This window comes from Methylocystis sp. WRRC1, from assembly GCF_020733155.1.
In the GTDB taxonomy this organism is placed as follows: domain Bacteria; phylum Pseudomonadota; class Alphaproteobacteria; order Rhizobiales; family Beijerinckiaceae; genus Methylocystis.
The window spans coordinates 575,514-600,008 of the sequence record NZ_JAJFZJ010000001.1 but is presented as its reverse complement, the minus strand read 5'-3'; the positions used below and the strand labels follow the sequence as shown (position 1 = coordinate 600,008).

General features: G+C 63.8%; 23 protein-coding genes. 9 read left to right on the top strand and 14 right to left on the bottom strand.

The genetic code is table 11. The features are described 5' to 3' along the window. Positions 1 to 129 precede the first annotated feature (129 nt). Positions 130 to 795 carry a DUF6629 family protein gene (locus LG047_RS03080; protein ID WP_036282110.1) on the top strand — a complete coding sequence of 222 codons (666 nt, stop codon included), beginning with the start codon at positions 130 to 132 and terminating at the stop codon, positions 793 to 795. Here LG047_RS03080 and LG047_RS03075 read toward each other — a convergent pair whose 3' ends face one another. After that, positions 796 to 1,653 (bottom strand): D-amino-acid transaminase, encoded by an 858-nt coding sequence (locus LG047_RS03075; protein ID WP_227965306.1) that lies wholly within the window; start codon positions 1,651 to 1,653, stop codon positions 796 to 798. Between the two features lie 197 nt (positions 1,654 to 1,850). Between LG047_RS03075 and LG047_RS03070 the strand changes: the two genes are divergently transcribed. Then, on the top strand, positions 1,851 to 3,251 hold the full coding sequence (locus LG047_RS03070) for a hypothetical protein (RefSeq protein WP_036287345.1): 1,401 nt from the start codon (positions 1,851 to 1,853) through the stop codon (positions 3,249 to 3,251). Positions 3,252 to 3,253: 2 nt separating this feature from the next. Next, a complete protein-coding gene (locus LG047_RS03065) occupies positions 3,254 to 4,291 on the top strand; it encodes a M14 family metallopeptidase (protein WP_227965304.1) in 1,038 nt (345 codons plus the stop codon). A 9-nt stretch (positions 4,292 to 4,300) separates the two neighbouring features. Here LG047_RS03065 and LG047_RS03060 read toward each other — a convergent pair whose 3' ends face one another. After that, positions 4,301 to 5,713 (bottom strand): DUF1254 domain-containing protein, encoded by a 1,413-nt coding sequence (locus tag LG047_RS03060; protein WP_227965302.1) that lies wholly within the window; start codon positions 5,711 to 5,713, stop codon positions 4,301 to 4,303. A 74-nt stretch (positions 5,714 to 5,787) separates the two neighbouring features. Beyond that, positions 5,788 to 6,747, bottom strand: coding sequence for an endonuclease/exonuclease/phosphatase family protein (locus LG047_RS03055; protein WP_227965300.1), 960 nt, complete (start codon positions 6,745 to 6,747; stop codon positions 5,788 to 5,790). A 188-nt stretch (positions 6,748 to 6,935) separates the two neighbouring features. Between LG047_RS03055 and LG047_RS03050 the strand changes: the two genes are divergently transcribed. From LG047_RS03050 to LG047_RS03025, 6 genes are all read left to right on the top strand, one after another. Beyond that, entirely contained in the window at positions 6,936 to 7,625 is a 690-nt protein-coding gene (locus tag LG047_RS03050) for a Crp/Fnr family transcriptional regulator (RefSeq protein WP_227965298.1), read from the top strand. Between the two features lie 109 nt (positions 7,626 to 7,734). Beyond that, positions 7,735 to 8,175 (top strand): polysaccharide deacetylase, encoded by a 441-nt coding sequence (locus tag LG047_RS03045; protein WP_227965296.1) that lies wholly within the window; start codon positions 7,735 to 7,737, stop codon positions 8,173 to 8,175. Between the two features lie 233 nt (positions 8,176 to 8,408). Beyond that, positions 8,409 to 9,758, top strand: a complete 1,350-nt coding sequence (locus LG047_RS03040; RefSeq protein ID WP_227965294.1) for a tetratricopeptide repeat protein — start codon at positions 8,409 to 8,411, stop codon at positions 9,756 to 9,758. 15 nt (positions 9,759 to 9,773) lie between these two features. Continuing rightward, positions 9,774 to 10,625, top strand: a complete 852-nt coding sequence (locus LG047_RS03035) for a FecR domain-containing protein (RefSeq protein ID WP_227965292.1) — start codon at positions 9,774 to 9,776, stop codon at positions 10,623 to 10,625. 85 nt (positions 10,626 to 10,710) lie between these two features. Next, entirely contained in the window at positions 10,711 to 12,930 is a 2,220-nt protein-coding gene (locus LG047_RS03030; RefSeq protein WP_227965290.1) for a CHASE2 domain-containing protein, read from the top strand. Positions 12,931 to 13,002: 72 nt separating this feature from the next. Further along, a complete protein-coding gene (locus LG047_RS03025; RefSeq protein WP_227965288.1) occupies positions 13,003 to 13,689 on the top strand; it encodes a hypothetical protein in 687 nt (228 codons plus the stop codon). 8 nt (positions 13,690 to 13,697) lie between these two features. Here LG047_RS03025 and LG047_RS03020 read toward each other — a convergent pair whose 3' ends face one another. The 11 genes from LG047_RS03020 to LG047_RS02970 all read right to left on the bottom strand — a co-directional run bounded on the left by LG047_RS03020 (position 13,698) and on the right by LG047_RS02970 (position 24,436). Further along, entirely contained in the window at positions 13,698 to 15,197 is a 1,500-nt protein-coding gene (locus LG047_RS03020) for a bifunctional UDP-sugar hydrolase/5'-nucleotidase (protein ID WP_227965286.1), read from the bottom strand. Between the two features lie 169 nt (positions 15,198 to 15,366). Next, on the bottom strand, positions 15,367 to 16,842 hold the full coding sequence (locus tag LG047_RS03015) for a pentapeptide repeat-containing protein (RefSeq protein ID WP_227965278.1): 1,476 nt from the start codon (positions 16,840 to 16,842) through the stop codon (positions 15,367 to 15,369). A 152-nt stretch (positions 16,843 to 16,994) separates the two neighbouring features. Further along, positions 16,995 to 18,461 carry an ammonium transporter gene (locus LG047_RS03010; protein WP_227965276.1) on the bottom strand — a complete coding sequence of 489 codons (1,467 nt, stop codon included), beginning with the start codon at positions 18,459 to 18,461 and terminating at the stop codon, positions 16,995 to 16,997. Between the two features lie 35 nt (positions 18,462 to 18,496). Beyond that, positions 18,497 to 18,835: a P-II family nitrogen regulator gene (locus LG047_RS03005; protein WP_036282080.1), complete on the bottom strand. Its 339-nt coding sequence runs from the start codon at positions 18,833 to 18,835 to the stop codon at positions 18,497 to 18,499. Between the two features lie 326 nt (positions 18,836 to 19,161). Then, on the bottom strand, positions 19,162 to 20,028 hold the full coding sequence (gene tesB, locus LG047_RS03000; protein WP_227965275.1) for an acyl-CoA thioesterase II: 867 nt from the start codon (positions 20,026 to 20,028) through the stop codon (positions 19,162 to 19,164). Positions 20,029 to 20,042: 14 nt separating this feature from the next. Beyond that, positions 20,043 to 20,270 carry a Trm112 family protein gene (locus LG047_RS02995; protein ID WP_036282073.1) on the bottom strand — a complete coding sequence of 76 codons (228 nt, stop codon included), beginning with the start codon at positions 20,268 to 20,270 and terminating at the stop codon, positions 20,043 to 20,045. A 30-nt stretch (positions 20,271 to 20,300) separates the two neighbouring features. Further along, positions 20,301 to 20,969 carry an LON peptidase substrate-binding domain-containing protein gene (locus LG047_RS02990; protein ID WP_227965274.1) on the bottom strand — a complete coding sequence of 223 codons (669 nt, stop codon included), beginning with the start codon at positions 20,967 to 20,969 and terminating at the stop codon, positions 20,301 to 20,303. A gap of 23 nt (positions 20,970 to 20,992) precedes the next feature. Next, entirely contained in the window at positions 20,993 to 21,886 is an 894-nt protein-coding gene (gene trxA / locus LG047_RS02985) for a thioredoxin (RefSeq protein ID WP_227965273.1), read from the bottom strand. A 19-nt stretch (positions 21,887 to 21,905) separates the two neighbouring features. After that, positions 21,906 to 22,580, bottom strand: coding sequence for a tRNA (guanosine(46)-N7)-methyltransferase TrmB (gene trmB / locus LG047_RS02980; RefSeq protein WP_227965272.1), 675 nt, complete (start codon positions 22,578 to 22,580; stop codon positions 21,906 to 21,908). Positions 22,581 to 22,659: 79 nt separating this feature from the next. Continuing rightward, positions 22,660 to 23,850 (bottom strand): methionine adenosyltransferase, encoded by a 1,191-nt coding sequence (gene metK, locus LG047_RS02975; RefSeq protein WP_227965271.1) that lies wholly within the window; start codon positions 23,848 to 23,850, stop codon positions 22,660 to 22,662. Positions 23,851 to 24,010: 160 nt separating this feature from the next. Next, entirely contained in the window at positions 24,011 to 24,436 is a 426-nt protein-coding gene (locus LG047_RS02970) for a helix-turn-helix domain-containing protein (protein ID WP_036282064.1), read from the bottom strand. Positions 24,437 to 24,495 lie beyond the last annotated feature (59 nt).

Genomic DNA, 24,495 nt, shown 5'->3' with positions numbered 1-24,495 from the left:
AAACTTCCCCGCTCGACTCTGTCGAGCGGGGCTTTTTTTGCGTATCGCGCATCTCGACGAATGCAAACACTGCGATAAAATCGTGTTCGTTCAACCTTACTGTCAGTGGTCACAGGGTTGGGTCGAGCCATGTGCTACTCGCTAGAGGCAAGCGTCACCGCGGGGCTTGGTCTGGGACTGGCCGGTTTCGGCATGGTTTCCAAGGCGTTGCGTCATGACCGGCGCATGCTTGTCTTCGCCGCGTTCCCTCTGGTTTTCAGTGTGCACCAGTTCACGGAGGGCGCAGTCTGGCTCACGCTCCATGATCCGGAGCGCGGCCAGCCGTTTCGTTACGTCTATACGCTCATCGCTTTCACGGTGTGGCCCGTGCTCACGCCCTTCGCGGCGGCCTATGCCGAGGCCGACCCCGAGCGCCAGCGCCTCTGGCGGCTGATGGGCGGGACGGGCGTGATCCTTGCGGTCTATCTGATCCTGAAGCTTGCCGGCTCCGACGGCATCGACCTGACGGTCGTCAGGCATTCGCTCGCCTACGACCCGCTTTTCGAAAGGCCGCCGCTGATCGCGGATTTTCTATACGTCGTCCTGACGGTGGTTCCGCTGGTCTGCTGCGAGCGGCGCGGCGTTGCGCTGTTCGGACTAGCGGTGTTCGGCACGTTCGTCTTTGCGCTCGTCGAAAACCGGCCTGCCTGGTATTCGCTCTGGTGCCTGGCCGCGGCCGTCTTCAGCCTCATTCTCGCGCTCGCGATTCAGGAAGAGCGAAGCTCAGATTTCGACCATGTGCAGATGCAGCGGTGACTAAACAGACGTTGCGCGCGCGAAATCGAGGTAGATCGCGCGCAACCGCGTGGCGTGATCGCCCGGAACGCCGGCGCCGATGGAGCGGCCGTCGATCGCGACGATCGGCAATACGAGATTGGACGCGCTGGTTAGAAAAGCCTCCGCCGCCTCGCAAGCCTCCGCGACCGTAAAGCCCCGTTCCTCGATCGTCAGACCATCCTGTTCGGCCAGCGCCAGCACGGAGCGGCGCGTGCAGCCGGGCAGGATCTCCCGTGAATTGGGGCGCGTGACGATGGCGCCGGCCTTTGTGATGATGAAGGCCGTCGATGACGAGCCCTCGGTCACGAAGCCGTCGGCGTCGACCATCCAGGCTTCCTGACAGCCGGCCTCTACCGCCGCCTGCTTGGCGAGCACCTGCGCGAGCAGCGCGACGCTCTTTATGTCGCGCCGCGCCCAGCGCATGTCCGGCACGGTGACGACCTTCACGCCCGTCCGCGCGGCGGGGGAGGCGAGTATGTTCTTCTTCTGTGCGAAGGCGACGAGCGTCGGCGTTACGCCTTCCGGAAAGGCGAAATCGCGATCCGCCGCGCCGCGCGTCACCTGCAGATAGACCATGCCCTCGGCGACGCCATTGCGCGCGACAAGCTCTCTTTCGATTTCGACGATACGGCTGATCGGGACCGGACTATCGAGCCGCAACTCCCTCAGCGACCGCTCGAGCCGCGCAATATGCGCTTCATTGTCGACAAGCTTGCCGTCGATCACGGCCGCGACCTCATAGACGCCGTCGCCGAAGAGAAAGCCGCGGTCGAGAATGGAGATGCGCGCCTCGACGAGCGGCGTAAAGGCGCCATTTACGTAGGCAATGTCGGACAAGGTCGGGCTCCGGGGACGAGTCGCGCGGCAATTTAGTGGAATGGCGGCGTTCTGTCCCCGAAAAAGGCGGCGCGCGACCCCTGCTTGCGAAGGACGATACGACAGCGCCAACGCGACCCTTCGCCGCGCCGCCTTTTCCGTTTCCCCGCGACAGGATAAAAGCCCGGCAGATCAACGGTCGGCGTGACGGGAAGCGCATGGGCGAGGAAATCGAGACAACTGGCTTCACGCGCGATGACAAGGCGCGCTTCGCCGATCGCCTTGCGCAGGAAACCCATATCGCCCGGCGCCTTTTCGCAGGCGACAAATTCTCGCGCGCCGGACACATGATCGGCTTCGAGATCGAGACCTGGATCGTCGATCACAATTACTTTCCTGCCTCGATCAATCAGGAGCTTCTCGAGGCGCTGAACAGTCCGCTCGTCGTGCCGGAGCTTTCGCGCTTCAATCTCGAACTCAATTGCGAGCCGCTGATCCTCGAAGGCGACGCGCTCGCGCGCGCCTATGACGCCCTCACCGACGTCTGGGCGCGCTGCAATGACGTCGCCCATCGGCTGGACGCCAATCTCGTTCTCATCGGCACGCTGCCGACGATCCGCGACGAGGATCTCACGCTCGCGAACATGTCGCCGCTCAACCGCTATTACGCCCTCAATACGGAGGTGCTGCGCCGGCGCGGCGGCCGCCCTCTGCGCGTGGATATACTGGGCCGCGAACATCTCGTCTCGCAACATCGCGACGTCATGCTGGAGGCGGCGACAACCTCCTTTCAGGTGCATCTCAAATCCCCCGCAGATCTCGCGCATCGCTATTACAACGCCTCCATCGCCGCCTCCGGCCCAATTCTCGCCGCCTGCGGCAACGCGCCATTCCTCTTCGGCAAGGCGTTGTGGGAGGAGACCCGCATTCCGCTTTTCGAGCAGGCGGTCGATGTGCCGGGGCCGGCGCGAGTCTCCATGGGCTCGGGCTATGCGACGCGCTCGCTGCTCGAAGTGTTCGAGGAGAATGCGCGCGACTACGAGGCGCTGCTGCCAATCGCGTTCGACGACGCGCCCGAGGCGCTGCGTCATCTGCGCCTGCACAATGGCGTCATCTGGCGCTGGAACCGTCCGCTGATCGGTTTCGACGAGGATGGCGCTCCGCATCTGCGCATCGAGCATCGCATCCTGCCGGCGGGGCCGACCTTCGTCGACATGATGGCGAACGCCGCGCTCTATCTTGGCCTTTCGCGCGCGCTGGCGATGACGGACGAGGGAACGGCCGGGCTCCCCTTCGCCGACGCCAGGCGCAATTTCTACACCGCCGCGCGCCATGGACTGGACGCTACGCTGATATGGCCCGGCGTCGGCGAGATCGGCGCCGACAGGCTGCTGCTGGAGCGGCTCATACCCGCCGCGCGCGAGGGCCTCGCCGATTTCGGCGTGATCGACTCGCGCGGCTTCCTCGATGTGATCGAGGCTCGCGTGCGCGCGCGCCAGACCGGCGCCGTGTGGCAGCGCAGGGCGCTCGCAGCGAACGACGGCGACCTCTATGCGATGATGGCCGCCTATTGTGAAGGCCAGCGCAGCGGCGCGCCAGTGCATGAATGGGACTTGTGAAAATGTATGTGACTGACGCGCCCTGCGCCGTGATGGATCGGCTGCCCGAGGGTTTTCTCGATTGCCCCGCGGACAGGTTGATCGATCTGTTGCCCGGACCGACCCTTTTCGATCTGCCGGGACGCGATCCGCATCCGCTCTTCGTTTCGACGCTGCTGCACGGCAACGAGGACAGCGGGCTCGGCGCCGTGCAGGCGGTGTTGCGGCGCCACGCCGCGCGTGGGTTGAATCGTTCCCTGTTGCTGTTCATCGGCAATATTCGCGCTGCCGCCGCGCATGTACGCACGCTGCCGGATGAGCGCGACTACAACCGCGTCTGGCCCGGCACGCTCACGCCCGACGATCCGCTCGCGCATATGGCGCGCTGGGTCTATGACTACGCGGCAAGGCGCAATCTTTTCGCCAGCATCGACATCCACAACAACACTGGATTCAATCCGCACTACAGTTGCGTGCGGAGGCTCGAACCGAAATTCATCGCGCTGGCGCAGCTCTTTTCGCGCACCGTCGTTCATTTCCAGCAGCCGGTGGGCACGCAGGCCGGGGCTTTCGCAGAGCTTTGCCCTGCGATCACCGTCGAATGCGGTAAGGCCGGCGCGGGCTCCGCGACGGAACATGCGATCGAACTCGTCGAGGCCGCGCTGTCGATCTCCCAGCTTCCCGATCATCCGCCGGCGCCGCACGACGTCGACTTGCTGCGCACCTACGCCATCGTGAAGCCGCCTGCGAGCGCGAGCTTTTCGTTCGACGGCTCGCCCGCGGATTTCATTTTCCGCTCCGACATCGATCACATGAATTTCAGCGAGCTGGCGCCTGGCGCGTCATTCGGCTCCCTGCAGGCGCCGGGCGCTCGGCTGGAGATACTTCCCGGCGACAGCGTCGACACGCAGCCGGAGGAGTATTTCGATTACACGGGCGGCGAAATCCGCCTTTCCCGCGCGGCCATCCCCGCGATGCTGACAGTCGATCCGCGCGCGGTGCGGCTCGACTGCCTGTGCTATCTCATGCATCGTATCGGGATGGACGGCGAGCGCGTTTGACGCGCCCGCTTAATCGATCCGCTTCACTGCCGGCGGCGCCCAGCGGCCGTCGAGCGCCTCGGGCTTCGGCGCATAAAGGCGCATGGTGATGTTCGCGCCGCCGCTTGCCGGCGCGGGCAGCCAGTTCGCTTCCTTGTCGGGGCCAGGACTGGCGTGCTGGATATAAATATCGAGCGAGCCGTCCGCGTTGTATTTCAACGGGTCGCGATCGCCGATCGCAAAACGGTTCAGCGGATTGGCGATCTGGAAGCCCTGATCGTCATACATGGTGAGCGACCAGAAAGCGCCGACAGGCGGCAATTCACTCTTTGCGAAGCGCAGCACATAATTGTTCTCGCCCTTGAGCGGCTTGCCTTCGCCGTCGGCAAGATTGAATGGGTAGATTGCGTCCTCTGGCTGGTTCGCGCCGAGCCCTTGCTGCGCGATGATGGCGCGCTTGAGATAATAATCGCCGTAGACGCCCATCGTGTCGGTGTTCATCTGCCACCCGTTGACGACGCGCGCCAGCGTCGTAACCTTGGCCGCCATTTCGGCGAGACTGTCGGCGCGGGCTTTTTCGAGCGCGCGCTTCACGGCGGGATCGCTCTTTTCGACGTCGAAGCTCTTGCCGGGCTCGATCCCGATGCGTTTCAGCCGCGCAATCTGCGACCAGTCCGTCACATGCGGTGGATTAACCTTCAACAGCTCGGCGGCATAGGAGAAGAATTTGCTGGCCGGCATGTTGTTGACCTGATCGAGGGGCGGGGTCTTCATATCCACGTCCGGATCGATCTTCGCGGCGGCCGGCTTCACCGCCTTGCCCCAGCGCGACAGCGGCGTAAGCCTGTATCCGTCCTGAATTGCATGAACGGCGTCATAATCCTTCGGGCCATTGGTCTGCGTGCGGCCGATGACCCAGACATAGGGCGTGGGCGCGTCGATCCTTTCGACGCCCTTTGGCAGTTTGCCGCGCCAGTTCTGCGGCGTGATGGCGAAACTGGCGGCCGCCGTGCCGCTCGCGCGCTTGCCCGGCGCCGCGAAGACATCGCTCCACATGTCCAGAAGCGGCAGAAGGTAATAACGTCCCTTGGTGTCGGGCGCCGACATGATGATCGGCTCCCTGGTCAAGTCGAGCCAGGCGATCGAATAGAGCGTGTCGAAGTTCGGGCGCACCACGTCCCTGAAATCCGCGGGCGGATATTCCCGAACATGGGAGAATTCGTTCATCGGGCCGGCGCCGGGCTTCTTTCCCGCCTCGATATTGGTCATGACCTTGCGCGTCACATCCATCGTCACGAGGGGATAAAGGTAGATGTAGGCCTCCTTGCCGATTTCATAGGCTTCCTGTTCGCTGACCGCTTCCGCCTGCGCGGCTTTCGTCGGCGCGGCCGACGAAAATGCAAGGACGGCAAGGCCTAAAACCAGCTTCGCAATTGTTTTCATTAGAGTCGCCTCGCTTTTACAAATCAAGTCTACAACCTGGCGACGCCTGCGCAATGTCGCGCTGCGCCGCGGCTCTATCCGGAAATTTCGAACATCGCCATGACCGGCGCATGTAACGAGCCGTCGATCGGGTCCTTTGCATAGAACTCGTCCTGCAAACCGGCGTTCAGGATCGCCGTCGACCGCCACATCGCCGCCAGCGCGTGGGAGGCGAGAATATGGTCGATGAGCGTCGGCCGCCCGGCGTGGATCACCGTATAGCGGCTCGCGGGGGCGACGCGCTCCTCCAGCGCCAGGAGCGCGCGCGGCGCGTCTTCGCCCTGGTCTCGGCCTCCGCGCAGCAGGCGCGTCGGCGCGTCATGCTCGTCGGCGTTGAAGTCGCCGCAAATGGCGAGAAGCGCATCCGGTTCGGCGTCGAAGATCGTCTCCGCGAAAAGTCGCGCTTCCAGCGCCTGACCCTCGCGCTTCAGCGCGGCGACGAACTGGCCTTCGATCAACGCGCGGCTGGAGCCCTCGCCCCGCGCGGTGGGCACGGGAACGGGGCGCGGCGCGCGCAGGTGCAGATTGACGACATGCAACAATCGACCGTCGGGAAGCTCGACCGCGGCGTAGAGCATCGGCCGGTCCCAGCCGATGGCGATCGGCGGGGGCGTAACGTCGCCGTCGCGGGGCGGCGGCCATGGCCATGGCGGGACGATTTCATGGTGGATCTGGCGCCGTATGCGGATCGGCCAGCGGCTGAGGATAGCGAGATTGTGCACGTCGGCGGGCGTGTCGGCGCCCGGCCGCAGGCTCGTGAAGCGGTGGAAACCAGCGTATCGCGTGCCGTCGAACAGTCGGTCGAGCGCGAGATAGGCGCGTGGACCGTGCTTGGAGGTTTTCTGCGCGTCGATCTCCTGAAGGCAGAGAATGTCGGCGTCTATATCGTCAAGCAGCGGCAGCAGCGCCGCGCGCCGCCGCGCGAAGGCCTCGGGGCGACCGGGCGACCAGTCGAGATTCTCCAGGTTGAAAGTCGCGAGCCGCATTTCGTTCATGGTTGATCTTCGCCCGGCTTGCGGGATAGCGCCAGCGGCGCATCGCATTGTCACGCTTGCGCCGCGCTTATGAGCTTTCACGAAAGAATCTCTTCACCCGAACGCGAAGACTTGACCCTCCGCCACTCGACGTCCAGAGAGTTTGACGACAAAATCCTTCGTCTATTTCTACTTGGGAGCGCGCCTCCGTGTCCGTTTTCGACGGGATACCGTTTTTTGCCGGCCTCGATCCGACGCGGGCCGAGACTTTCGCGCGTCAGTGCATGCGCAAGCGATATTCGGAAGAGGAGCTCGTTCTCGATTTCGACGATCACTCCACGGACGTCTATTTCATCGTCAGCGGCGACGTGCGCGTCCTGATCCGCACCGCCGCGGGCAAGGAGATGATCTTCGGCGATTTCGGTCCCGGAAAATTCTTCGGCGAAATGGCCGCGATCGACGGCGCCAAGCGTTCGGCGAACGTCACGGCGCTAACCAACGCCGAGCTTCTGCTCGTGCCGCCGGCCGTGTTCCGCGAAATCGTGCTGCACGAGCCGGAGATTTGCGATCGCCTGTTGCGCATCCTCACATCGCGCGTGCGCGAACTCAACATGCGGCTCTTCGAGCGCTCCGTGCTCGATCTGCGTCATCGCCTTTATGCGGAGCTCTTGCGCATGTCGGCGCCGCGCAAGGGGCATGACGGCCAGTCCATCGTCTCTCCGCCGCCGTTCCAGCACGATCTCGCGGCGCGCATCGGCTGCCGTCGCGAGCAGGTGAGCCGTGAACTCACCGCCATGATCGACGAGGGGCTTGCGGAAAAAATCCGTGGCGGCCTCGTGCTGCTTCGTCCCTCCGTGCTGGAAAAGCGCGTGCAGGACGCGATGAACGACGCCGATTGACGGAGTGTGCGTTCGCGCACACAAAAAATGGCAGGGGGCCCCTACGGTCGCAATCGCTCGAAGAAGAGGCAAAGCCTAAAACGAGCGATAGAAGATCGAGGAGAGGCAGATGATCCCTCAACTGACGCCAATCGCGCGTTGCACGCAGGTCGCCGGGCTCCGCGCCCATGAGATCATGCTGGGCGTGAGCCCCGGCGCCGAACATGAGCGGATTCTGGCGGTGTATCGCCGCGTTTACGAGCCCGCTTCAGCTCAGCTGCGCATTGTCGCGGATATTCGCGATGCGCTGGACGCAGGCGAGGCGGCGCGCGCGGCGGACCTGCTGATCGTCCTGCGTCGACTGCTTGCAAGCGAACCTGTCAGCAGCGCAAAAACGCCGCCGATGCGTCGGCGCGGCCGGCCGGTGCGGTTCCGGCTGGCGTGGCCGGTTGCGGGCGCACGAGAAGCCGCGGGGCCGGCCGGCGGCAAGGGGCAAGGCCAGATCTCCGGGAAAATTCTTGCCTGGCGAATGCGATCCGGTGAAAATCTCTCGTCAGAATCTGTGGTTTAGCCGTCACACTCGAAAATTGTTTCGCCGCCCGTGGCGGCAAGTCGGTCGAACCGTCCCGCCACATCGGGTCTTTCTCGCTGCATTTACAACTATATTTCAGTTATTTATGAGAAACGCGCCCCACGTGTCGGGGACAGCCCCGCAACTTGCGACTTCGGTAAACATGAGTCAGCTTCGTCGCCGACCGGCTGTCAGGTGTTGAGTCTTAGCGTCATTTCAAGTGGGGGCGTGCATTGATTTCCGTCTCGAAGACCGTAACGACTTTTTTGGGCGCGATCTGCGTCGCTGTCGCGCTCGGGTCCCCGGCGCAGGCGCAGGACGCCCGGGTCGAGCAGGAACGGCTCGCCGCTCATATCCAGCGCAATCCCACCGATTACGAGTCGACCTATCGTTATGTGACGATCTCGACCGAATTACGCGACTATGAAGCCGCGATCGGCGCGCTCGAGCGCTTGCTGATGTTCAATCCGAATCTGTCGCGCGCTGAAAAGGAGCTTGGTTTTCTTTATGCGCGGCTCGGCGCCTACGGGCTGTCGGCCCAGCATTTGCGCACGGCGCTCGCGGCGGGCGATCTCGATCCCTCGCAGGCCGCGCAGATCGAGGCGCAACTGCCCGACATCGAGAAACGCACCGAGACCAGCCGTCTCAGCGTGCGCATGCATTTTGGCCTGCGGGCGCAGTCCAACGCCAATTATTTTCCGGCGAACAATCTGTTCCAGGTGGGCGGCGTCGGGCTCGCCTCGCCGGGCGCGCGCAAGGGCGATCTCAACGCCTTCCAGCTCGTGCAGGCGGCGCATGACTATGATTTCGAGAATCAGCGCGGCGACCGGCTGGAGACGCGCGTAACGGCCTATGCGACCGAGCAGTTCCGTCTGCCGCAATACAGCGTCGCCTTGTTCGGCGGTTCGATCGGCCCGCGTTTCTTCGTGCCGCAGGACCTGGTCCACGCCTTCTCGATCCGTCCCTATCTGACGGGCGCGGTGTCGATGCTGGGGTCGAACAATTATCTCAACACGGGCGGCGCCGGTCTGAGCTTCCGTGCGGAATTCAGTCCGGACGCGTCGGTCGATCCGGGCTTCGAATGGCGTTCCCTGTGGGTCGATCCCGGTCGCGGGATATTCGGTCCGCCGCCTTACAGCACGCTCTCGACTCTGGCGACGGGCGACGTCGTCACCGGATATGTCGGCGGCACATACCGCATCTGGGAGAATGTGCGGCTCGACGGCCGCGTCGCCTATTCGCGCGCCAATGCGGGATATGCGGCGCAGAGTTCCGATCAGGTGGACGTGCAGGCGATGCTGCGTCTGGAGGTAGACCCGCCGCATCCGATGATCGCGCGGCGCTGGACGATCGCGCCCTATGCGCGCTTCACCCATCTTGCTTTCGACATGGCCAATCCGCTGGTCAATCCCTTCGTCGCGCGGCGCGACGCTGCGTGGATTTACGGCATGATGCTCGACGCGCCGGTGACCGACACATTCGGCTTCGCCGGCAATCTCGAATTTGCGCGCAACGACTCGAACATTCCGAATTTCAAGACGCAGAATGTGTCCGTGTCCTTCGGACCGACCGCGAAATTCTGATAACGGAGACAGATCATGACGAAAATCTCCGCTTTCGCGCTCGCCTCGATCATCGGCCTCGCCGCCTTCCCGGCGGCAGCGGAAAAAGTCGGCAATGTCGGCGCGGTAAATGTCTCCGCGCATGGCACGCCGCCTGGCGCCGGCAAGCATCCGCTCTCGGTCGGCCTCGGCGTCGAGAAGCGCGAACGCATCGACACCTCGGCCGACGGCAGCGCGCAGATCGTCTTCAACGACACCTCGACAATGACGGTGGGGCGCAACAGCTCCGTGGTGATCGATGATTTCGTTTATCACGGCGGCGGCGGCAGTCAGGGCGTGTCGATGGCGAAAGGCGTGATGCGCTTCGTCGGCGGCGGCGTCAGCCACGGGTCCGGCGCCAGCGTGAAGACGCCGACGGCGTCTATCGGCGTGCGCGGCGGCGCCGCGATGGTGCGGGTCGGCGGCGAATGCGGCACGCTGGTCGTGCATCAATATGGCAAGATCGACGTCACCGGCGGCGGCAATACGCAGACATTGATGCGTTCGGGCTATGGCGTCTGTGCGCCGAGCGGCGGCCCTGTGTCGGAGCCGTTCCGCGTGCCGCCGGAGACAATAGCGGCCATGACCGCGCAGATGGCGAGCCGGGGCGGGCAGCACGGCGGGGCGAAGACTATTCCGAATAATGAGGAGGCGAATCTCTCCCTCGGCAACGATCGTCCGCCGAGCATAAATCCGCCGCCGGGGCTCGACGCGCTCAACCCGTTCTGGGCGGGCGGGGCTCTGGTCCAGAGTCAGGCGAACGCCGTCAACCAGCCGGCGCCGCCGGTGGTCGAAGAACACCATGAGGGCGGCGATCCGCCTTATGATGGTTGGGGCGGTTATCCCTGACCGGGGGCGGGACGATAGGGAAACCGTTCGGCGAGCGACGCGGCGGCGCTTTCGAGGCGGCGCCCCCGCGTGAATGGAGCCGCGGATGCTGAAACGGCGGCAGGTCTATCTCGTCGCGCTCGTCGTCGCGGCCGCCATCACCCTGCCATGGGGTTTCCTGCAGCCTCGCGCGCTGGACGATCTGCGCAATCTGGTCTTCGACTCCTTCCAGCGCCTTTCGCCGCGCGTCTATGATCCCGAGACGCCGGCCCGCGTCGTCGGCGTCGATGAGGAAAGCCTCAAGGCGTATGGTCAGTGGCCCTGGTCCCGGACGCGCATCGCCGAGCTTGTCGATCGGCTGCGCGAGATGGGCGCCGCGGCCATCGCCTTCGATTTCATCTTTGCCGAGCCGGATCGCCTGAGCGCCCGCCGGATCGCGGATGCGCTGCCCGACCCGAAACTGCGCGCGGAAGTCTCGAAGCTCCTCGCCAAGACGCCGGAGGGCGACGCGCTCCTTGCGGCCGCGCTCGGCAAGGCGCCTGCCGTTCTCGGCGTTACGCTCGCGGACGTCGGCGGCGCCAAGCAATTCGAGCCGAAGGCCGGCTTCGTGACCGCAGGCGACGACCCCGCGCCGTTCCTCGTCTCCTTCACGGGCGTCGTCACGCCGCTGCCCCAACTGGCGAAAGCCGCGCAGGGCCTTGGCGCGACCAACTGGCTCGCCGACCGTGATCAGGTCGTGCGCCGCGTGCCGCTGCTCACGCGCGTGGGCGATTCCATCGCGCCGTCGCTGGCGGTGGAGGCGCTTCGCGTCGCGCAAGGCGAGCAGACGATCGTCATCCGTTCATCCAACGCCAGCGGCGAGACTGCCTATGGCAAGGAAACGGGCGTCAACGCGATCAAGATCGGCGCCTTCCAGATCGCGACCGGGCCAGCCGCGGACGTGCGGCCGCGCTATTCGCCCAGCAATCCGGCCCGAGACATTTCCGCCAAAGCGGTGCTGGAGGGGCGCGTCCCGCGCAGCGAGATCGAGGGACGGATCGTCTTCGTCGGCGCGCTGGCGGTGGGGCTGGGCGATGTGCGCGCAACGCCGCTGGAGGCGGTCGCGCCCGGCGTCGACGTGCACGCGCAGATCGTCGAGTCGCTGACGACGGGCGCGCTGTTGTCGCGGCCGGACTGGGCGCCGGGGCTCGAATTCGTCGCCGCCGCCGTCGCTTTCCTGCTGACGATGGGCCTGCTGTTCATTGCGCCGCCCCTTGTCTCGGCGCCTTTCGCGCCGCTCGCCGTCGCGGGACTTTTCGGCGGCGCCTTCTATTTATTCGAGCGGCAGGGACTGCTGCTCGACCCCGCCTATCCGAGCCTCGTCGTGATCGGCGGCTATCTGATCGGCGCCGTGACTCTGTGGCGCGCGGAGACTCTCGCCCGCCGGCAGGTGCGGCGCGCTTTCGGCAAGTTTGTCGCGCCGGCGGTCGTGGACCGCATCGCGGAGCATCCCGAGCGTCTGGTTCTCGGCGGCGAAACGCGCGAACTCACCGTGCTTTTCTCGGACCTGCGCAATTTTTCCGGCATTTCCGAAGGCATGAGCGCGCGCGAGCTCACGCAGTTCATGAACGATTACCTGACGCCGATGACGGACGCGATCCTCGAATGCGAGGGCACGGTCGACAAATATATGGGCGACGCCATTCTCGCCTTCTGGAACGCGCCGCTCGACATCGTCGATCATCCGCGCAAGGCTGTTCGCGCGGCGCTGATGATGCGCGAGGCGCTGGCGAATCTGAATGAAGCGCGCGCGCAGGCCGCGCAGGCGGAAGGGCGCCCGCACCGCGTCGCCGCCTTCGGGGTCGGCCTCCATCTCGGCCCCTGCAGCGTCGGCAACATGGGCTCGATTCGCCGCTTCGACTATTCGATTCTCGGCGACACGGTGAACCTTACATCGCGTCTGGAAGGCGCCAGCAAGGCTTTCGGGACCGACGTCATCGCCTCCGCCGCGATCCGCGACGCGGCGCCGGACATGGCCTGGCTCGATCTGGGCCGCATCGTCGTCGTCGGCAAGACCGAGCCGACCCATGTCTTCGCGCTTGCCGGCGGCCCCGACACAGCTGAGTCGGAGCTGTATGTGCGCTGGCGCACATCGCATGACGCCATGCGCGACGATTATGAATCCGGGCGATTTGCTGAAGCCGCAGCGCGCGCCTCCACACTGGCGCAGACGCTTCCCAGCCCCTGGCCTGCGCTCTATGTGGCCCTGGAACAACGATATTCCATGCTGGCGCGCGCAGGGTTGCAAGAGGCGTGGTCTCCCGTATGGAATTTGGAAAGTAAGTGACGCCATCATGTCGCCGTCTTGCGCCGCAAATCGTGCGCCAGCTTCTTCTCACCTCAGGACCGCCGCCCGCGCATGACCGAAAAGATCGTCGAGAAATACTGGGGTCTCATCGCTTCGCGCCACGACGCTGAGGCTTTCGCGACGATCGACGCCGCCTATCGAGAGCCGCAGCGCGCCTATCATAACTGGGTTCATATCGCCGACCTCATCGGCAAGCTCGATCAGCTCGCCGATCTCGCGGTGCGCCCGGACCTCATCGCCACGGCGATCTTCTGGCACGATTCGGTATTCATAACGCGCGACCCCGACGGCCGCCCGCGCGCCGACGCCGAGAATGTGCGCGCGAGCGCGGCGCTGTTCGAGCGGCATTCGAAATTCCCGGCGGCGGATACCGAAGCCGTGCACGACATGGTGATGGCGACCGCGAGTCACATGGATGCGCGCGCTGCGCATATGCACTACGCGGGCTTTGCGCGGGACCTCGATCTGTTCCTCGACCTCGATCTTTCCTCGCTCGCCGCGCCGTGGCCGACCTTCGAGGCGAATTTCGAGGATATCCGCTTCGAATACAGCTGGGCGCCGGAGAAGATGTTTCTTCTCGGCCGTCAGCAGATGCTGGAGCGATTTCTCGCGCAGGGCGACATGCTCTACCGGCGTCCCGAGACGCGCGCCCTGTGGCTTGCGGCCGCGCGCGCCAATCTCTCGCGCGCCGCCGAGGGGCTGAACGAGCGTCTCGCGCAGCAGGCTTCAACCGCCTGATCTCGCCCTCATTGTAGCGTGATGCGGCCGTCGATGGCGGGCGCGACGGCGCCGGCCTTTCGTATCGCGTCGATCACGACCGTCGCGAGCTGCGGCCCCTCGAGATCATTCACAAGCGGCTTGCCGCGCGTCAGCATGTCATAGCCATCCTTGCCATGCGCGAGGAAATTCGTGACAGCCACCTTATAGACCCGCGCGTCGTCGAGCGGCTTGCCGCCGATCTCGACCGAGACGAGCCGCGATCCCGAAACGGGGCCGCTCCTCGCAACGATGCGCGCGCCGGAGATCTGGCCGAAGCGGCCGTCGTCGCGACCGAGCATCCAGACCGCATTTTCCAGCGCGGCGCGCAAATCGGCGCCGCTCAATTCGAGCGTGACCAGCGTGTCGTCGAAGGGCAGTTCGGTCATCACATCCTTGCACGTGAGCTTCTCGCCGGCGTCGTAAGTGCGATTGCCGCGAATGGCGCCGCCGTTGAGCAGCGCGACATCGGCGCCCGTCGCGGCGCGCATGGCGTCGGTGATCAAATTGCCGATTGCCGTCTCATGCCCGCGCACGCTCGCCTTGCGGCTGTCGAGCGGCGTCCGGGTCTCGCCGATGACCGCATCGAGCTCCTTGCTGATTTTCGCCTGATATTGCGCGACGCGCGCCGCGACGGCGGCGTCGGGCTTCACGTCGGCGGTGTCGATGATGCGGAACTTCGGCGTCCAGGCGACCTTGCGCTTGTCGCCGTCGTCTACCCGGATCGCAAGATCGACGGCGACGATATTGACGCCATCGGCCTGGGTCTCCGCAATCGCCGAACGCCCGTCATAGGCGACGAGAAGGTTGTGGTCGTGGCCGGAGAGAACGACGTCGATCACGCCGAGTTTTGCAAGCCGCAGGTCGTCCTTCCAGTCGGAATGGGTGACGGCGACAATGATGTCGGCGCCGGCGTCGCGCAACCGCTCCGCCTCGATGCGCGCCGTGTCGATGATCGGCGCGAAGCGCAGCGCGCCGGTGTTGGAGCGCTTGGCGGACTCTTCGTCGGTGAGGCCGAAGACGCCGATCTTGACGCCGCCCATGTCGAAAATCCTGTTGTCGGCGAAACCAAGCAATTGCTTGCCAAATCCATCGCGCAGATTCGAGGCCACAATCGGAAAAGTCGCCTCCGCCATGCGGGTGCGAAACACCGCTTCGCCGAAATCGAATTCGTGATTGCCGGGCGTGAACACGTCGAGCTTCATGCGGTTCAGCAGGTCGACGATATGCGCGCCCTTGTCGAGGCTCGACATAAGAGAGGGCGAGAGCGTGTCGCCGGCATGGGCGACGATGACGTTCTTCGCCCTTGCGCGCTCGGCGGCGAGCGCGCCCGCCACCCGCGCAAACCCGCCGCGCCCGTTCTTCTCGGCGATTTCGTAGATGTCGCTGAAGACGAGCAGCGTGACATTGACGACGCGCGGGGCGGCCGCGGCGGGGAGGGCGGCGATAAGAAGAAGGAGGAGGCCGAGAAGCGTGCGAAAGATCATCATGCGCGCATGTTGGCCCGCTTCGATGACGGCCGCAATACGCGAGGCGTCGGCGAGAAGCCTCGTCTTCGCAGGGGCGTGCGAAGCGATCAGCGCGGCTTGGGCTTGCCCCCACCCGACGGCCTTCGGCCGCTGACCTCCCTGCAAGGGGAGGCATGGAGGCCCCGTTGGATCACTTCATCCTGAAGCGATTGCGCAGAGCGAGGCCGAGCAGAAAGAGCAGGATGAGGCCGAGGACGGACTGGATGTTGCCGATGATCTTGGCGGCGGGGGTGAGGTGATCGGTGATGAGCTTGTCGGGCTTGTAGGGGAGCAAGGAAATAAGGTTAGTTACACTTAACGCCGCCGCGTCCGAAGGCTCCATCGGGCCGTCATCGAGTGAGTTGGTAGACGCCAGAATGACGAAGCCGACGGAGAAAAGCGAAACGAGCCAAAAAATTGGTCTGACAACGCTGAGGCCGTAACTGCCGAGAGAATCATATGCGCTGTTCATAAACCAAGCGACGCCGTCGTTGACTCGCTCGCCGAACCGTCGTTTTTTGTCGCCGATGCGCAACCATAACAAGGCTCGCCGCGCACGCAGTTCCCTGGCGAAGAAGAATTGCTCATCCTCGTGCTTTTTCAGCCGTTCCATCTCGGCTTTGAGTCGTTCGTAAGCATAAATTTGTTGCTGGGCGTCTTCATGATTTTTGGGAGGCGAAGGCCACTTAGCTCCATGCAATTCAGTCGCTTCGGGCAATTTAGCGTCGCGGAAATCAGGGACAGACTTCTGAAACTTCGAACGAATGAAGCTCATGTAAAGTTTGAAGTCAGTCCCGTTGAATTTTGCTCTTCCCGCAAAAATTGAATCACCAAAATAGGTTGCGCTCAGAAACCCAGCGCTTTGGAAGTCGGCATCAGAGCCGAAACTCGTATTCTCAAAGACCGTATCGGTAGAGAAAATTGCCTCGGTAAACTGCGCACTTTTTAAAAACTCTGCGTGATCGAACGATGTTTTCTGTAGGAACGTGGTCTTGACGAATGAAGCATTGCCACAGAATTGCGCACCCTCGAAAAATGCCGCGGCATCAAATTTTGAATTCTCGAAAAATGCAACGCGGGCGAAGTGTGCTTTCTCGAAACTGGCGCCACTGCGAAAATCTGTCATGTGAAAGGATACGAAATCCCCGAAGTGAACCATGTCGAACCTGACGTAGGAAAAAAATAATGCAGTATCAAAATAGACGGGGCCGGAAAATTTTGATTCGATAAAATGCGCGAGTCTTGGGAAAATGAACCCGCGAAAGAAAACGGGTCTATCAAATTGGCAACGCGAGAAATCCATAAACTCTTTAGATGGGTTTGGAGGCTCGATATCTTGTCGTCCAGCACGTTTTGCGAAAGCTGCGCGAAATTCATCGGTTTCCTCGCTCGTAAATGGTTTGAGGTCCCCTTTTATGTGAGCAAGCGGTAGTAGCGTTTCCAATTCTTCGCTCTGAAACGCTGTAGCCATCCACCGATTCCATGCTTTCCGATTGGCTTCTCCAATGGGTACAAGTAGGAGCCATTTTGAGTCTCGGACTTCTTCCTGCTCCCCATAAAGCGTCGCCAACAAATACCAGGGGTTCTCATTCGCCGGCGTCAAATTGGGCTTCGCGTCGTCGGTCATTGCGAAATGCTTTCCTGAAAGGCGGTCATTTATCGCAGCGAGCCTAAAACAACGCGAGCTTTGCTGGAAGAGGCGTCACACGCGGTAAGCGCGCCCCAAAAAAGAAACGGCGCCCGTGGGCGCCGTTTCGCTTCGTGGTCTTGGAGGCAGCGTCAGTAGTTGTAAGCGCGTTCGCCGTGGTCGGTGATGTCCAGGCCCTCGCGTTCCTGATCGGGCGCCGGACGCAGGCCGATGAGGACGTCCACGATCTTGTAGAGGATCGCCGAGCCGACGCCCGAGAAGAGCAGGGTCGCGACGACCGCTATCGCCTGCGCCTTCATCTGCGCCATCATGTCGTACGTTCCGGCGAAGGTTTCGAGATTGGTGTAGTCGGTGATGCCGACGCCGCCGAAGTCGGGATTCACCAGCAGGCCGGTCGCCAGCGCGCCGGTGATGCCGCCGATGCAATGCACGCCGAAGACGTCGAGCGCGTCGTCATAGCCGATCATCTTCTTCACGACGTCCACGAAGAAGAGACAGATCGGCGAGACGGCGAGGCCGAGGATCAGCGAACCGACCGGGCCCGCGAAGCCCGACGCGGGCGTCACCGCGACGAGCCCCGCGACGGCGCCGGTGATGAGGCCGAGGAGCGAGGGTTTGCCCTTCACCAGCCATTCGACCAGCATCCACGAGAGCCCCGCGCCGGCCGTCGCGACCATGGTGTTGACGAAGGCGAGCCCCGTCACGCCATTGGCCTCGAGGTTGGAGCCCGCGTTGAAGCCGAACCAGCCGACCCACAGGAGGGAGGCGCCGATCATCGACATCGTCAGCGAATGTGGCGCCAGCACTTCCCTGCCGTAGCCGATGCGCTTGCCGACCATGATGGCGCCGACGAGGCCCGCGATGCCGGCGTTGATATGCACGACAGTGCCGCCCGCGAAGTCCAGCGCGCCCTTGCCCGCAAGCCAGCCCACGGCGCCATTGATCTCGTCGATCTTGGCCTGCGCCGCCGCTTTCGCAGCTTCGTCGGTCGCGGCGGCGAGCTGCGTCGCGGCGTCGACCAGCGCGTTCGGATCAGCCACGCCCCAAACCCAATGCGCGATGGGGAAGTAGATGATCGTCACCCAGAGGAACACGAACAGCAGCACTGCGGAGAACTTCATGCGCTCCGCAAAGGCGCCGACGATCAGCGCCGGCGTGATCATGGCGAAGGTCATCTGGAAGACGAAATAGACATATTCCGGAATCACATGCCCGGGCGTGAAGGTCGCGGCGTTGGAGGAGGCCGTAACCCCCTTCAGGAACAGTTTGTTGAAGCCGCCGATGTAATTGCTCAGCGAGCCGCCGTCGCCGAAGGCGAGGGAATAGCCATAGACCGTCCAGATCACCCCGACGAGGCAGACGATGGCGAAGACCTGCGTGAGGATCGACAGCATGTTCTTGGTGCGCACCAGGCCGCCATAGAACAGCGCGAGACCCGGGATGGACATCATCAGCACGAGCAGCGACGAGGTCAGCATCCAGGCGATGTCGCCGGGGTTCGGGGTCGGGTCGTTGCCGGCGAAGGCCGGGCCCGCCGCGATCGCCGCTCCCGCGATGATCGAAGCCGCATACGCGCTCCGAGACGAAGGACATTTCATGTGGGAAAGCTCCTGAAGGTTCGGGGAGGAGGCGATCAAAGCGCGTCGGCGTCGGATTCGCCGGTGCGGATGCGGATGGCGCGTTCGAGCGGGCTGACGAAAATCTTTCCGTCGCCGATTTGTCCGGTGCGCGCGGTGGCGGTGATCGCCTCTATGACCTTGTCGACCATCGACGCGGCGACGGCGACCTCGATCTTCAGTTTCGGCAAGAAGCTGATGGCGTATTCGGCGCCGCGATAGATTTCCGTATGACCCTTCTGCCGTCCGTAGCCCTTGACTTCCGTCACGGTGAGTCCGTGCACGCCGATGTTGGTCAGCGCGTCGCGAACCTCATCGAGCTTGAACGGCTTGATGATCGCTGTCACGATTTTCATCTGCCAATCCTGTTGTTTCGACCTCATTGACGAGCGTCGGCCGCTTCGGAAAACGGGACGCCGCAGCGGCGCGGTCGTTTCAGAGAGCACTGGCGTGCCCGCGCCCTTGCCTTCAAATGCCGTGCCAGCCGGCGGAAAGGCCCGGAATCCTTGAGTTTGTCAGGACAAGGCGGAGGTGTCGCGGATTTGCGCGCGAAGACGTCGGGCAGGCCGAAAATCGAAAAAGGCGCAGATTTCTGCGGCTGCGCAGGGCTCGTGCCAGAGTTGCTCGCAATACAGGCAATTGTGCAAGGACGCGCACTGGCGCCTATCAAGTAATCAGGCGCCTAATGTTTGGTGCGGAGGCGGATCAATCCTTCCTGCGCCACTGACGCCACGAGCCTTCCGTCGCGGGTGAAAATCTGCCCCCGCGTCAGCGCCCGGGCATGCGCAGCCATCGGACTTTCCTGCGCGTAAAGCAGCCAGTCGTCGACGCGGAAGGCGCGATGAATCCACAATGCGTGGTCGAGGCTCGCGACCTGCACCGCGGGATCGAAGATCGTGCGGCCATGGACGAGCAGCGCCGTATTGAGCAGCGTCATGTCCGAAAGATAGGCGAGGAGCGCGCTATGCGTCGCCTGATCGTCAGGCAGGGGACCGCGGATGCGAAACCAGATCATCTGCCCGTCCCGGCTCGCGTCGGCAGACAGCATGTTCTCCGGCGAGACGATGCGCATGTCGAGCGCGCTCGCGCGCTTCAGCCAGTTCTCCGCGGGCTTCGGCAGGAAGGCGTGGAATCGCTCGACCAGCGCGTCTATGCCGTCGAGCGTCTCGGGATCGGGCGTGCGGGGCATGGCCGAGCCATGGGAAAAACCCTCTTCCCGCATCTGGAACGACGCTTCGAGGGAGAAAATCGTCTGCCCGCGTTGAGTCGCTATGCATCGGCGCGTGGTGAAGCTGCGGCCGTCGCGCACCCGCTCCACCGCATAGTCGATCGGCGTGCGCGGGTCGCCGGCGAGGACGAAATAGCCATGCAGCGAATGAGCGGGCCGGTCTTCGGGAACCGTGCGCGTCGCCGCGACGAGCGCCTGCGCCACCGCCTGACCGCCATAGACCTGCTTGCCGGCCGTCGCCGGGCTATAGCCGCGAAAAAGGTCGTCCCCGATCTTTTCGAGATCGAGGAGCGCGAGCAGGTCGCTTGCGGGTGCGTCCAAGGCGGGCGACAGCGTCAATCGATCTGACGCGCTTCCTCCGGCAGCATGATCGGAATGCCGTCGCGGATCGGATAGGCGAGCCGCGCCGAACGGGAGATCAATTCCTGCTTCGTGCGGTCATATTCGAGAGTCGTCTTGGTCAGCGGGCAGACGAGAATTTCGAGCAGGCGCGGATCGATCTTCGTCGCCTCCGGGGCGCCGTCTTCCTGATTTTCTACGCCGGCGTCAATCGTGTCATTCATGTCTCTTGCCCTGTTGTCGTCAATTTGTCGTCAATGCCATTGCGGCGTGTCGCCGCCGCGCTGCGCGAGATCGAGCTTTGCGAGCGCGATGAGCGTCTCGGCGCGCGTTTTCAGGTCTATTGCCTCGATCAGCGCCTGCTTTTCATTCGCGCCGAAGGGACACATCATGGCCAGCGCATTGACCAGAGTCTCCGTCGGCGCGGCGTCTATGCTCGCCCAGTCGACTTCGAGTTTCGAACATTCCGCGAAGTTGCGCAACATCGACACCATGCTTTCGCGGTCGACGGCGTTTTCGCCGGCGCCGGGCAGCAGGTCGGCCTGGAATCCTTCATAGCTGACGCGGAATTGCCGATAGGGCGTCCCGGCGGAAAGCTCATCGGCGATGCGAAAACGCGCAAGGCCGGTGAGCGTGATGAGATAGCGTCCGTCGCCCGTCTCCGCAAAACGCGTTATGCGGCCCGCGCAGCCGACCTGGAAAAGCTCCGGCGCATGGGCGATCCCGTGATTTTCCGATTGCGGCTGAATCATCCCGATAACGCGCTCGCCGGCGATCGCGGCGTCCACCATCGTGACATAGCGCGGCTCGAATATGTTCAGCGGCAGCTCTCCGCGCGGCAGAAGCAGGGCTCCGGCAAGCGGAAAAACCGGAATGATCTCCGGCAACTCCCGGAGATCCGTATATGGGTGATTCAGGCCCATGGCGACGCGCGACGAGCGCCCTCCTAGGAGTAAAGGAGCGTGGAAAGTTTGCGGCGCGCGCTCACGGCCGCCTTGTCCATCGGTCCCCATGCCTCGAAAAACTGGACGAGCTGCTTTCTCGCCCCGTCATCGTTCCAACTACGGTCGCGGCGGATGATTTCAAGAAGCGCATGTGCGGCTTCTTCGCGCCGATCCTTGGCGTTGAGCGCGAGCGCAAGATCGAAATAGGCCTGCAGATCATTGGGGTCGAAATTGATGCGCGTCTTCAGCTCGTCGATTTCGCCAAGATCCTGAGCGCGCGCGGCGTTCTCGATCGCGGCGGTCGCCGCCGCCACGTCGGGGTCGCGGCGGGCCGACTCGGGCAGGCGCTCGATCAAGGCGCGCGCCGTCTCGAATTGCTCTGCGCCGACATAGAGGCGCGCGAGGAGGGCGATGGCCTTGGGGTTCGGCGGCTCCTGGCCGACGAGCTCCGACAGCAACTCATGCGCGCCGGCGACGTCGCCTTCGGCAAGAAGCGCCTGCGCCGTCTCGAGCGCATCCGTCTCGTCCTCGATGGGGCCGACGAGACGCTCCATGAAACCCTTGATCTGGCTCTCCGGCAGGGCGCCGACGAAGCCGTCCACGGGGCGTCCGCGCTGGAAAGCGACAACAGCCGGGATGGACTTGATCCCGAGCTGGTCGGCGATGGCGGGGTCATTGTCGATGTTCATCTTGACGAGCGCAACCTTGTCGCCAGTCGCCGCCACGAGCCGCTCGATCACGGGCGCGAGCTGCTTGCACGGACCGCACCAGGGAGCCCAGAAATCGACGAGCACCAGTTTGCGCATCGAGGCGTCGAGAACATCGGCGCGGAAACGCGCTGTCGTCGTCTCGATCGGCGCCGCCGCCCCTGCGCCCGTGTTCGCCTCCTCGACCATCCGCATGCTCCTGTTTTCCTCAATCGGTTCTGGTGAACGTCAGATAGACCGGCCGGCGGCCCGCCGCCATCGCTTTGGCCTCATATTTCGTTTGCGTCCAGCCCTCCCAGGGAGTCAGCCAATCCTCCGCCTTTTGGGCCCGCCAGCGGAATGCGGCGCAAACGCGCAGCCGCGCCAGCGTCCAGGCCGCGTAATCGTCGATGTCCGTGGCGAAGCGCAATTGCGCGCCGGGTTGCAGGACCCGCGCCAGTTTTTCGAGATTTTCCGGGGAAACGAAACGGCGCTTGCGGTGGCGACGCTTCGGCCAGGGATCGGGATAGAAAAGATAGACGCGGGAGAGACTCGCGTCCGGCAGAAGGTCGAGAACCTCCGCCGCGTCGCCCTGATGCAGGCGGATATTGGTCAGGCCGCGCTCCTCGATGCGGGAGAGGAACTTCGCCATGCCGTTGACAAAGGGTTCGCAGCCGATGAAGTCGACCGCCGGCTCGCGCGTCGCCGCCTCGATCAGGTGCTCGCCGCCGCCGAAGCCGATTTCCAGCCGCAACTCCCGTCCCGGAGCGGGGCGGGGCGGGGCCGCGAGGTCGAGCGCGAGCTTCGGCAGAAGCTCCGCCATCAGCTCGGCCTGATGGTGGCGCAGCGCCTTGCCTTTCGAGCGGCCATAGAGGCGACGGGTGGGGTGGGCCTCTTCAGTCATTTGCGAGACGACAGACTTTACAAAGACGCAAATGGCCGGGACGAGCCCGGCCATGCGATTTTTGGATCAGGAGAACCGATCAGGCGAAGTGCGACTTCAGCTGGTCGACGAGGTCGGTCTTCTCCCAGGAGAAGCCGCCGTCCGTCTCCGGCTTGCGGCCGAAGTGACCATAGGCCGAGGTGCGGGCGTAGATCGGGCGGTTGAGCTGGAGATGCTCGCGGATGCCGCGCGGCGACAGGCGCATGAGCTGCGGGAGCACTTCCTCGAGCTTGTCCTCCGGAACCTGCCCGGTGCCGTGCAGATCGACATAGATCGACAGCGGCTCGGCGACGCCGATGGCGTAGGCGAGTTGTAGCGTGCAGCGGTCGGCGAGACCGGCGGCCACGACATTCTTGGCGAGATAGCGCGCGGCGTAGGCGGCCGAGCGGTCGACCTTGGTCGGATCCTTGCCCGAGAAGGCGCCGCCGCCATGCGGAGCCGCGCCGCCGTAGGTGTCGACGATGATCTTGCGGCCGGTGAGGCCGGCGTCGCCGTCCGGGCCGCCGATGAAGAACTTGCCGGTCGGATTGACGTGCCAGACGGTCTTGTCGGTGATCCAGCCGTCGGGCAGGGCCTGACGGATATAGGGCTCGACGATGCGGCGAACGTCCGCCGGCGACAGGCTCTCATCGATGTGTTGATGCGAGAGAACGATCTGCGACGCCTCGACGGGCTTGCCGTCGACATAGCGGACCGTCACCTGGCTCTTCGCGTCCGGGCCGAGGCCCTTCTCCTTGCCGGAGTGACGGGCGTGGGCCAGCAGTTCGAGGATCTTGTGCGAGTAATAGAGAGGCGCCGGCATCAGGTCGGGCGTCTCGCGCACGGCGTAGCCGAACATGATGCCCTGGTCGCCCGCGCCTTCGTCCTTGTTGCCGGCGGCGTCGACGCCCTGCGCGATGTCGACGGACTGCTCATGGAGCAGGACTTCGATGTTGGCGGTGTTCCAGTGGAACCCGCGCTGCTCATAGCCGATGGAGCGAATGGCACCCCGGGCGATCTCGATGATTCGCTCGAAGGGGATGTGCGGGCCGCGCACTTCGCCGGCGATCACGACGCGGTTCGTGGTCGAGAGCGTCTCGGCTGCGACGCGAATCGCATAGGGGTCGATTCCGGCCTTCGGTCCCTCGCGGAAGAACTCGTCGACGATCTCGTCGGAAATGCGGTCGCAAACCTTGTCGGGATGGCCTTCGGAAACGGACTCGCTCGTGAAAAGATAATTCTTCCGGGTCACTTCGGAATCTCCCAATGGCCGCAGGTGAGGGGCGCGGGCGACCACTTCTGCGACGCTCGCGCGCGTCATCTGCCAGCAGGCGTTCGTTTCGTCAAGCGAGACGAACCAAAATGTTCGTTATAGAGAACTGAGACTTGTCACGCTGCGGCGGCGACAGCGATCAGCCCTCTACGGCGGCGTCCTCCTGGTCCGCAAGCGTCGTCACGAGGTCGAGGACGCGCTTGCGCACCTTCGGGTCTTTTATCCGCGCAAAGGCGCGGTTGAGATGCATGCCCTCCGCGGTGGAGAGGAAATCGACGACATATTGCGACGACGATTCTTCCGCGAAGCCGCCTGCGCCGTCGACGGCCCCGTTCAGGGTCGGCGCGCCTTCGAAGAAGAAAGAGGGCGGCACGTTCAACGTCTTGGAAATCTGCTGAAGGCGGCTTGCGCCGATCCGATTCACGCCCTTTTCGTATTTCTGGACCTGTTGAAAGGTGAGCCCCAAAGCTTCGCCGAGCTTTTCCTGGCTCATCTTCATCAAGATACGCTGCATCCGCACACGGCTACCGACGTGACGGTCGATCGGATCTGGCGTCTTTTTCACGTTAACGACCTCCTGTCACGTTCTAGCTCAAATCCAATCAAATGCAAACAAAGGTTCTG

Coding starts and splice junctions, on each gene's coding strand:
- LG047_RS03020 (WP_227965286.1), bottom strand. CDS start 15,197: ATGATGATCTTTCGCACGCTTCTCGGCCTCCTCCTTCTTCTTATCGCC.
- LG047_RS03070 (WP_036287345.1), top strand. CDS start 1,851: ATGGGCGAGGAAATCGAGACAACTGGCTTCACGCGCGATGACAAGGCG.
- LG047_RS03035 (WP_227965292.1), top strand. CDS start 9,774: ATGACGAAAATCTCCGCTTTCGCGCTCGCCTCGATCATCGGCCTCGCC.
- LG047_RS03025 (WP_227965288.1), top strand. CDS start 13,003: ATGACCGAAAAGATCGTCGAGAAATACTGGGGTCTCATCGCTTCGCGC.
- LG047_RS03010 (WP_227965276.1), bottom strand. CDS start 18,461: ATGAAATGTCCTTCGTCTCGGAGCGCGTATGCGGCTTCGATCATCGCG.
- trmB (WP_227965272.1), bottom strand. CDS start 22,580: ATGACTGAAGAGGCCCACCCCACCCGTCGCCTCTATGGCCGCTCGAAA.
- LG047_RS03080 (WP_036282110.1), top strand. CDS start 130: ATGTGCTACTCGCTAGAGGCAAGCGTCACCGCGGGGCTTGGTCTGGGA.
- LG047_RS03015 (WP_227965278.1), bottom strand. CDS start 16,842: ATGACCGACGACGCGAAGCCCAATTTGACGCCGGCGAATGAGAACCCC.
- trxA (WP_227965273.1), bottom strand. CDS start 21,886: ATGGTCGAGGAGGCGAACACGGGCGCAGGGGCGGCGGCGCCGATCGAG.
- LG047_RS03005 (WP_036282080.1), bottom strand. CDS start 18,835: ATGAAAATCGTGACAGCGATCATCAAGCCGTTCAAGCTCGATGAGGTT.
- LG047_RS03055 (WP_227965300.1), bottom strand. CDS start 6,747: ATGAACGAAATGCGGCTCGCGACTTTCAACCTGGAGAATCTCGACTGG.
- LG047_RS03060 (WP_227965302.1), bottom strand. CDS start 5,713: ATGAAAACAATTGCGAAGCTGGTTTTAGGCCTTGCCGTCCTTGCATTT.
- LG047_RS03065 (WP_227965304.1), top strand. CDS start 3,254: ATGTATGTGACTGACGCGCCCTGCGCCGTGATGGATCGGCTGCCCGAG.
- LG047_RS03030 (WP_227965290.1), top strand. CDS start 10,711: ATGCTGAAACGGCGGCAGGTCTATCTCGTCGCGCTCGTCGTCGCGGCC.
- LG047_RS02995 (WP_036282073.1), bottom strand. CDS start 20,270: ATGAATGACACGATTGACGCCGGCGTAGAAAATCAGGAAGACGGCGCC.
- LG047_RS03045 (WP_227965296.1), top strand. CDS start 7,735: ATGATCCCTCAACTGACGCCAATCGCGCGTTGCACGCAGGTCGCCGGG.
- LG047_RS02990 (WP_227965274.1), bottom strand. CDS start 20,969: ATGGGCCTGAATCACCCATATACGGATCTCCGGGAGTTGCCGGAGATC.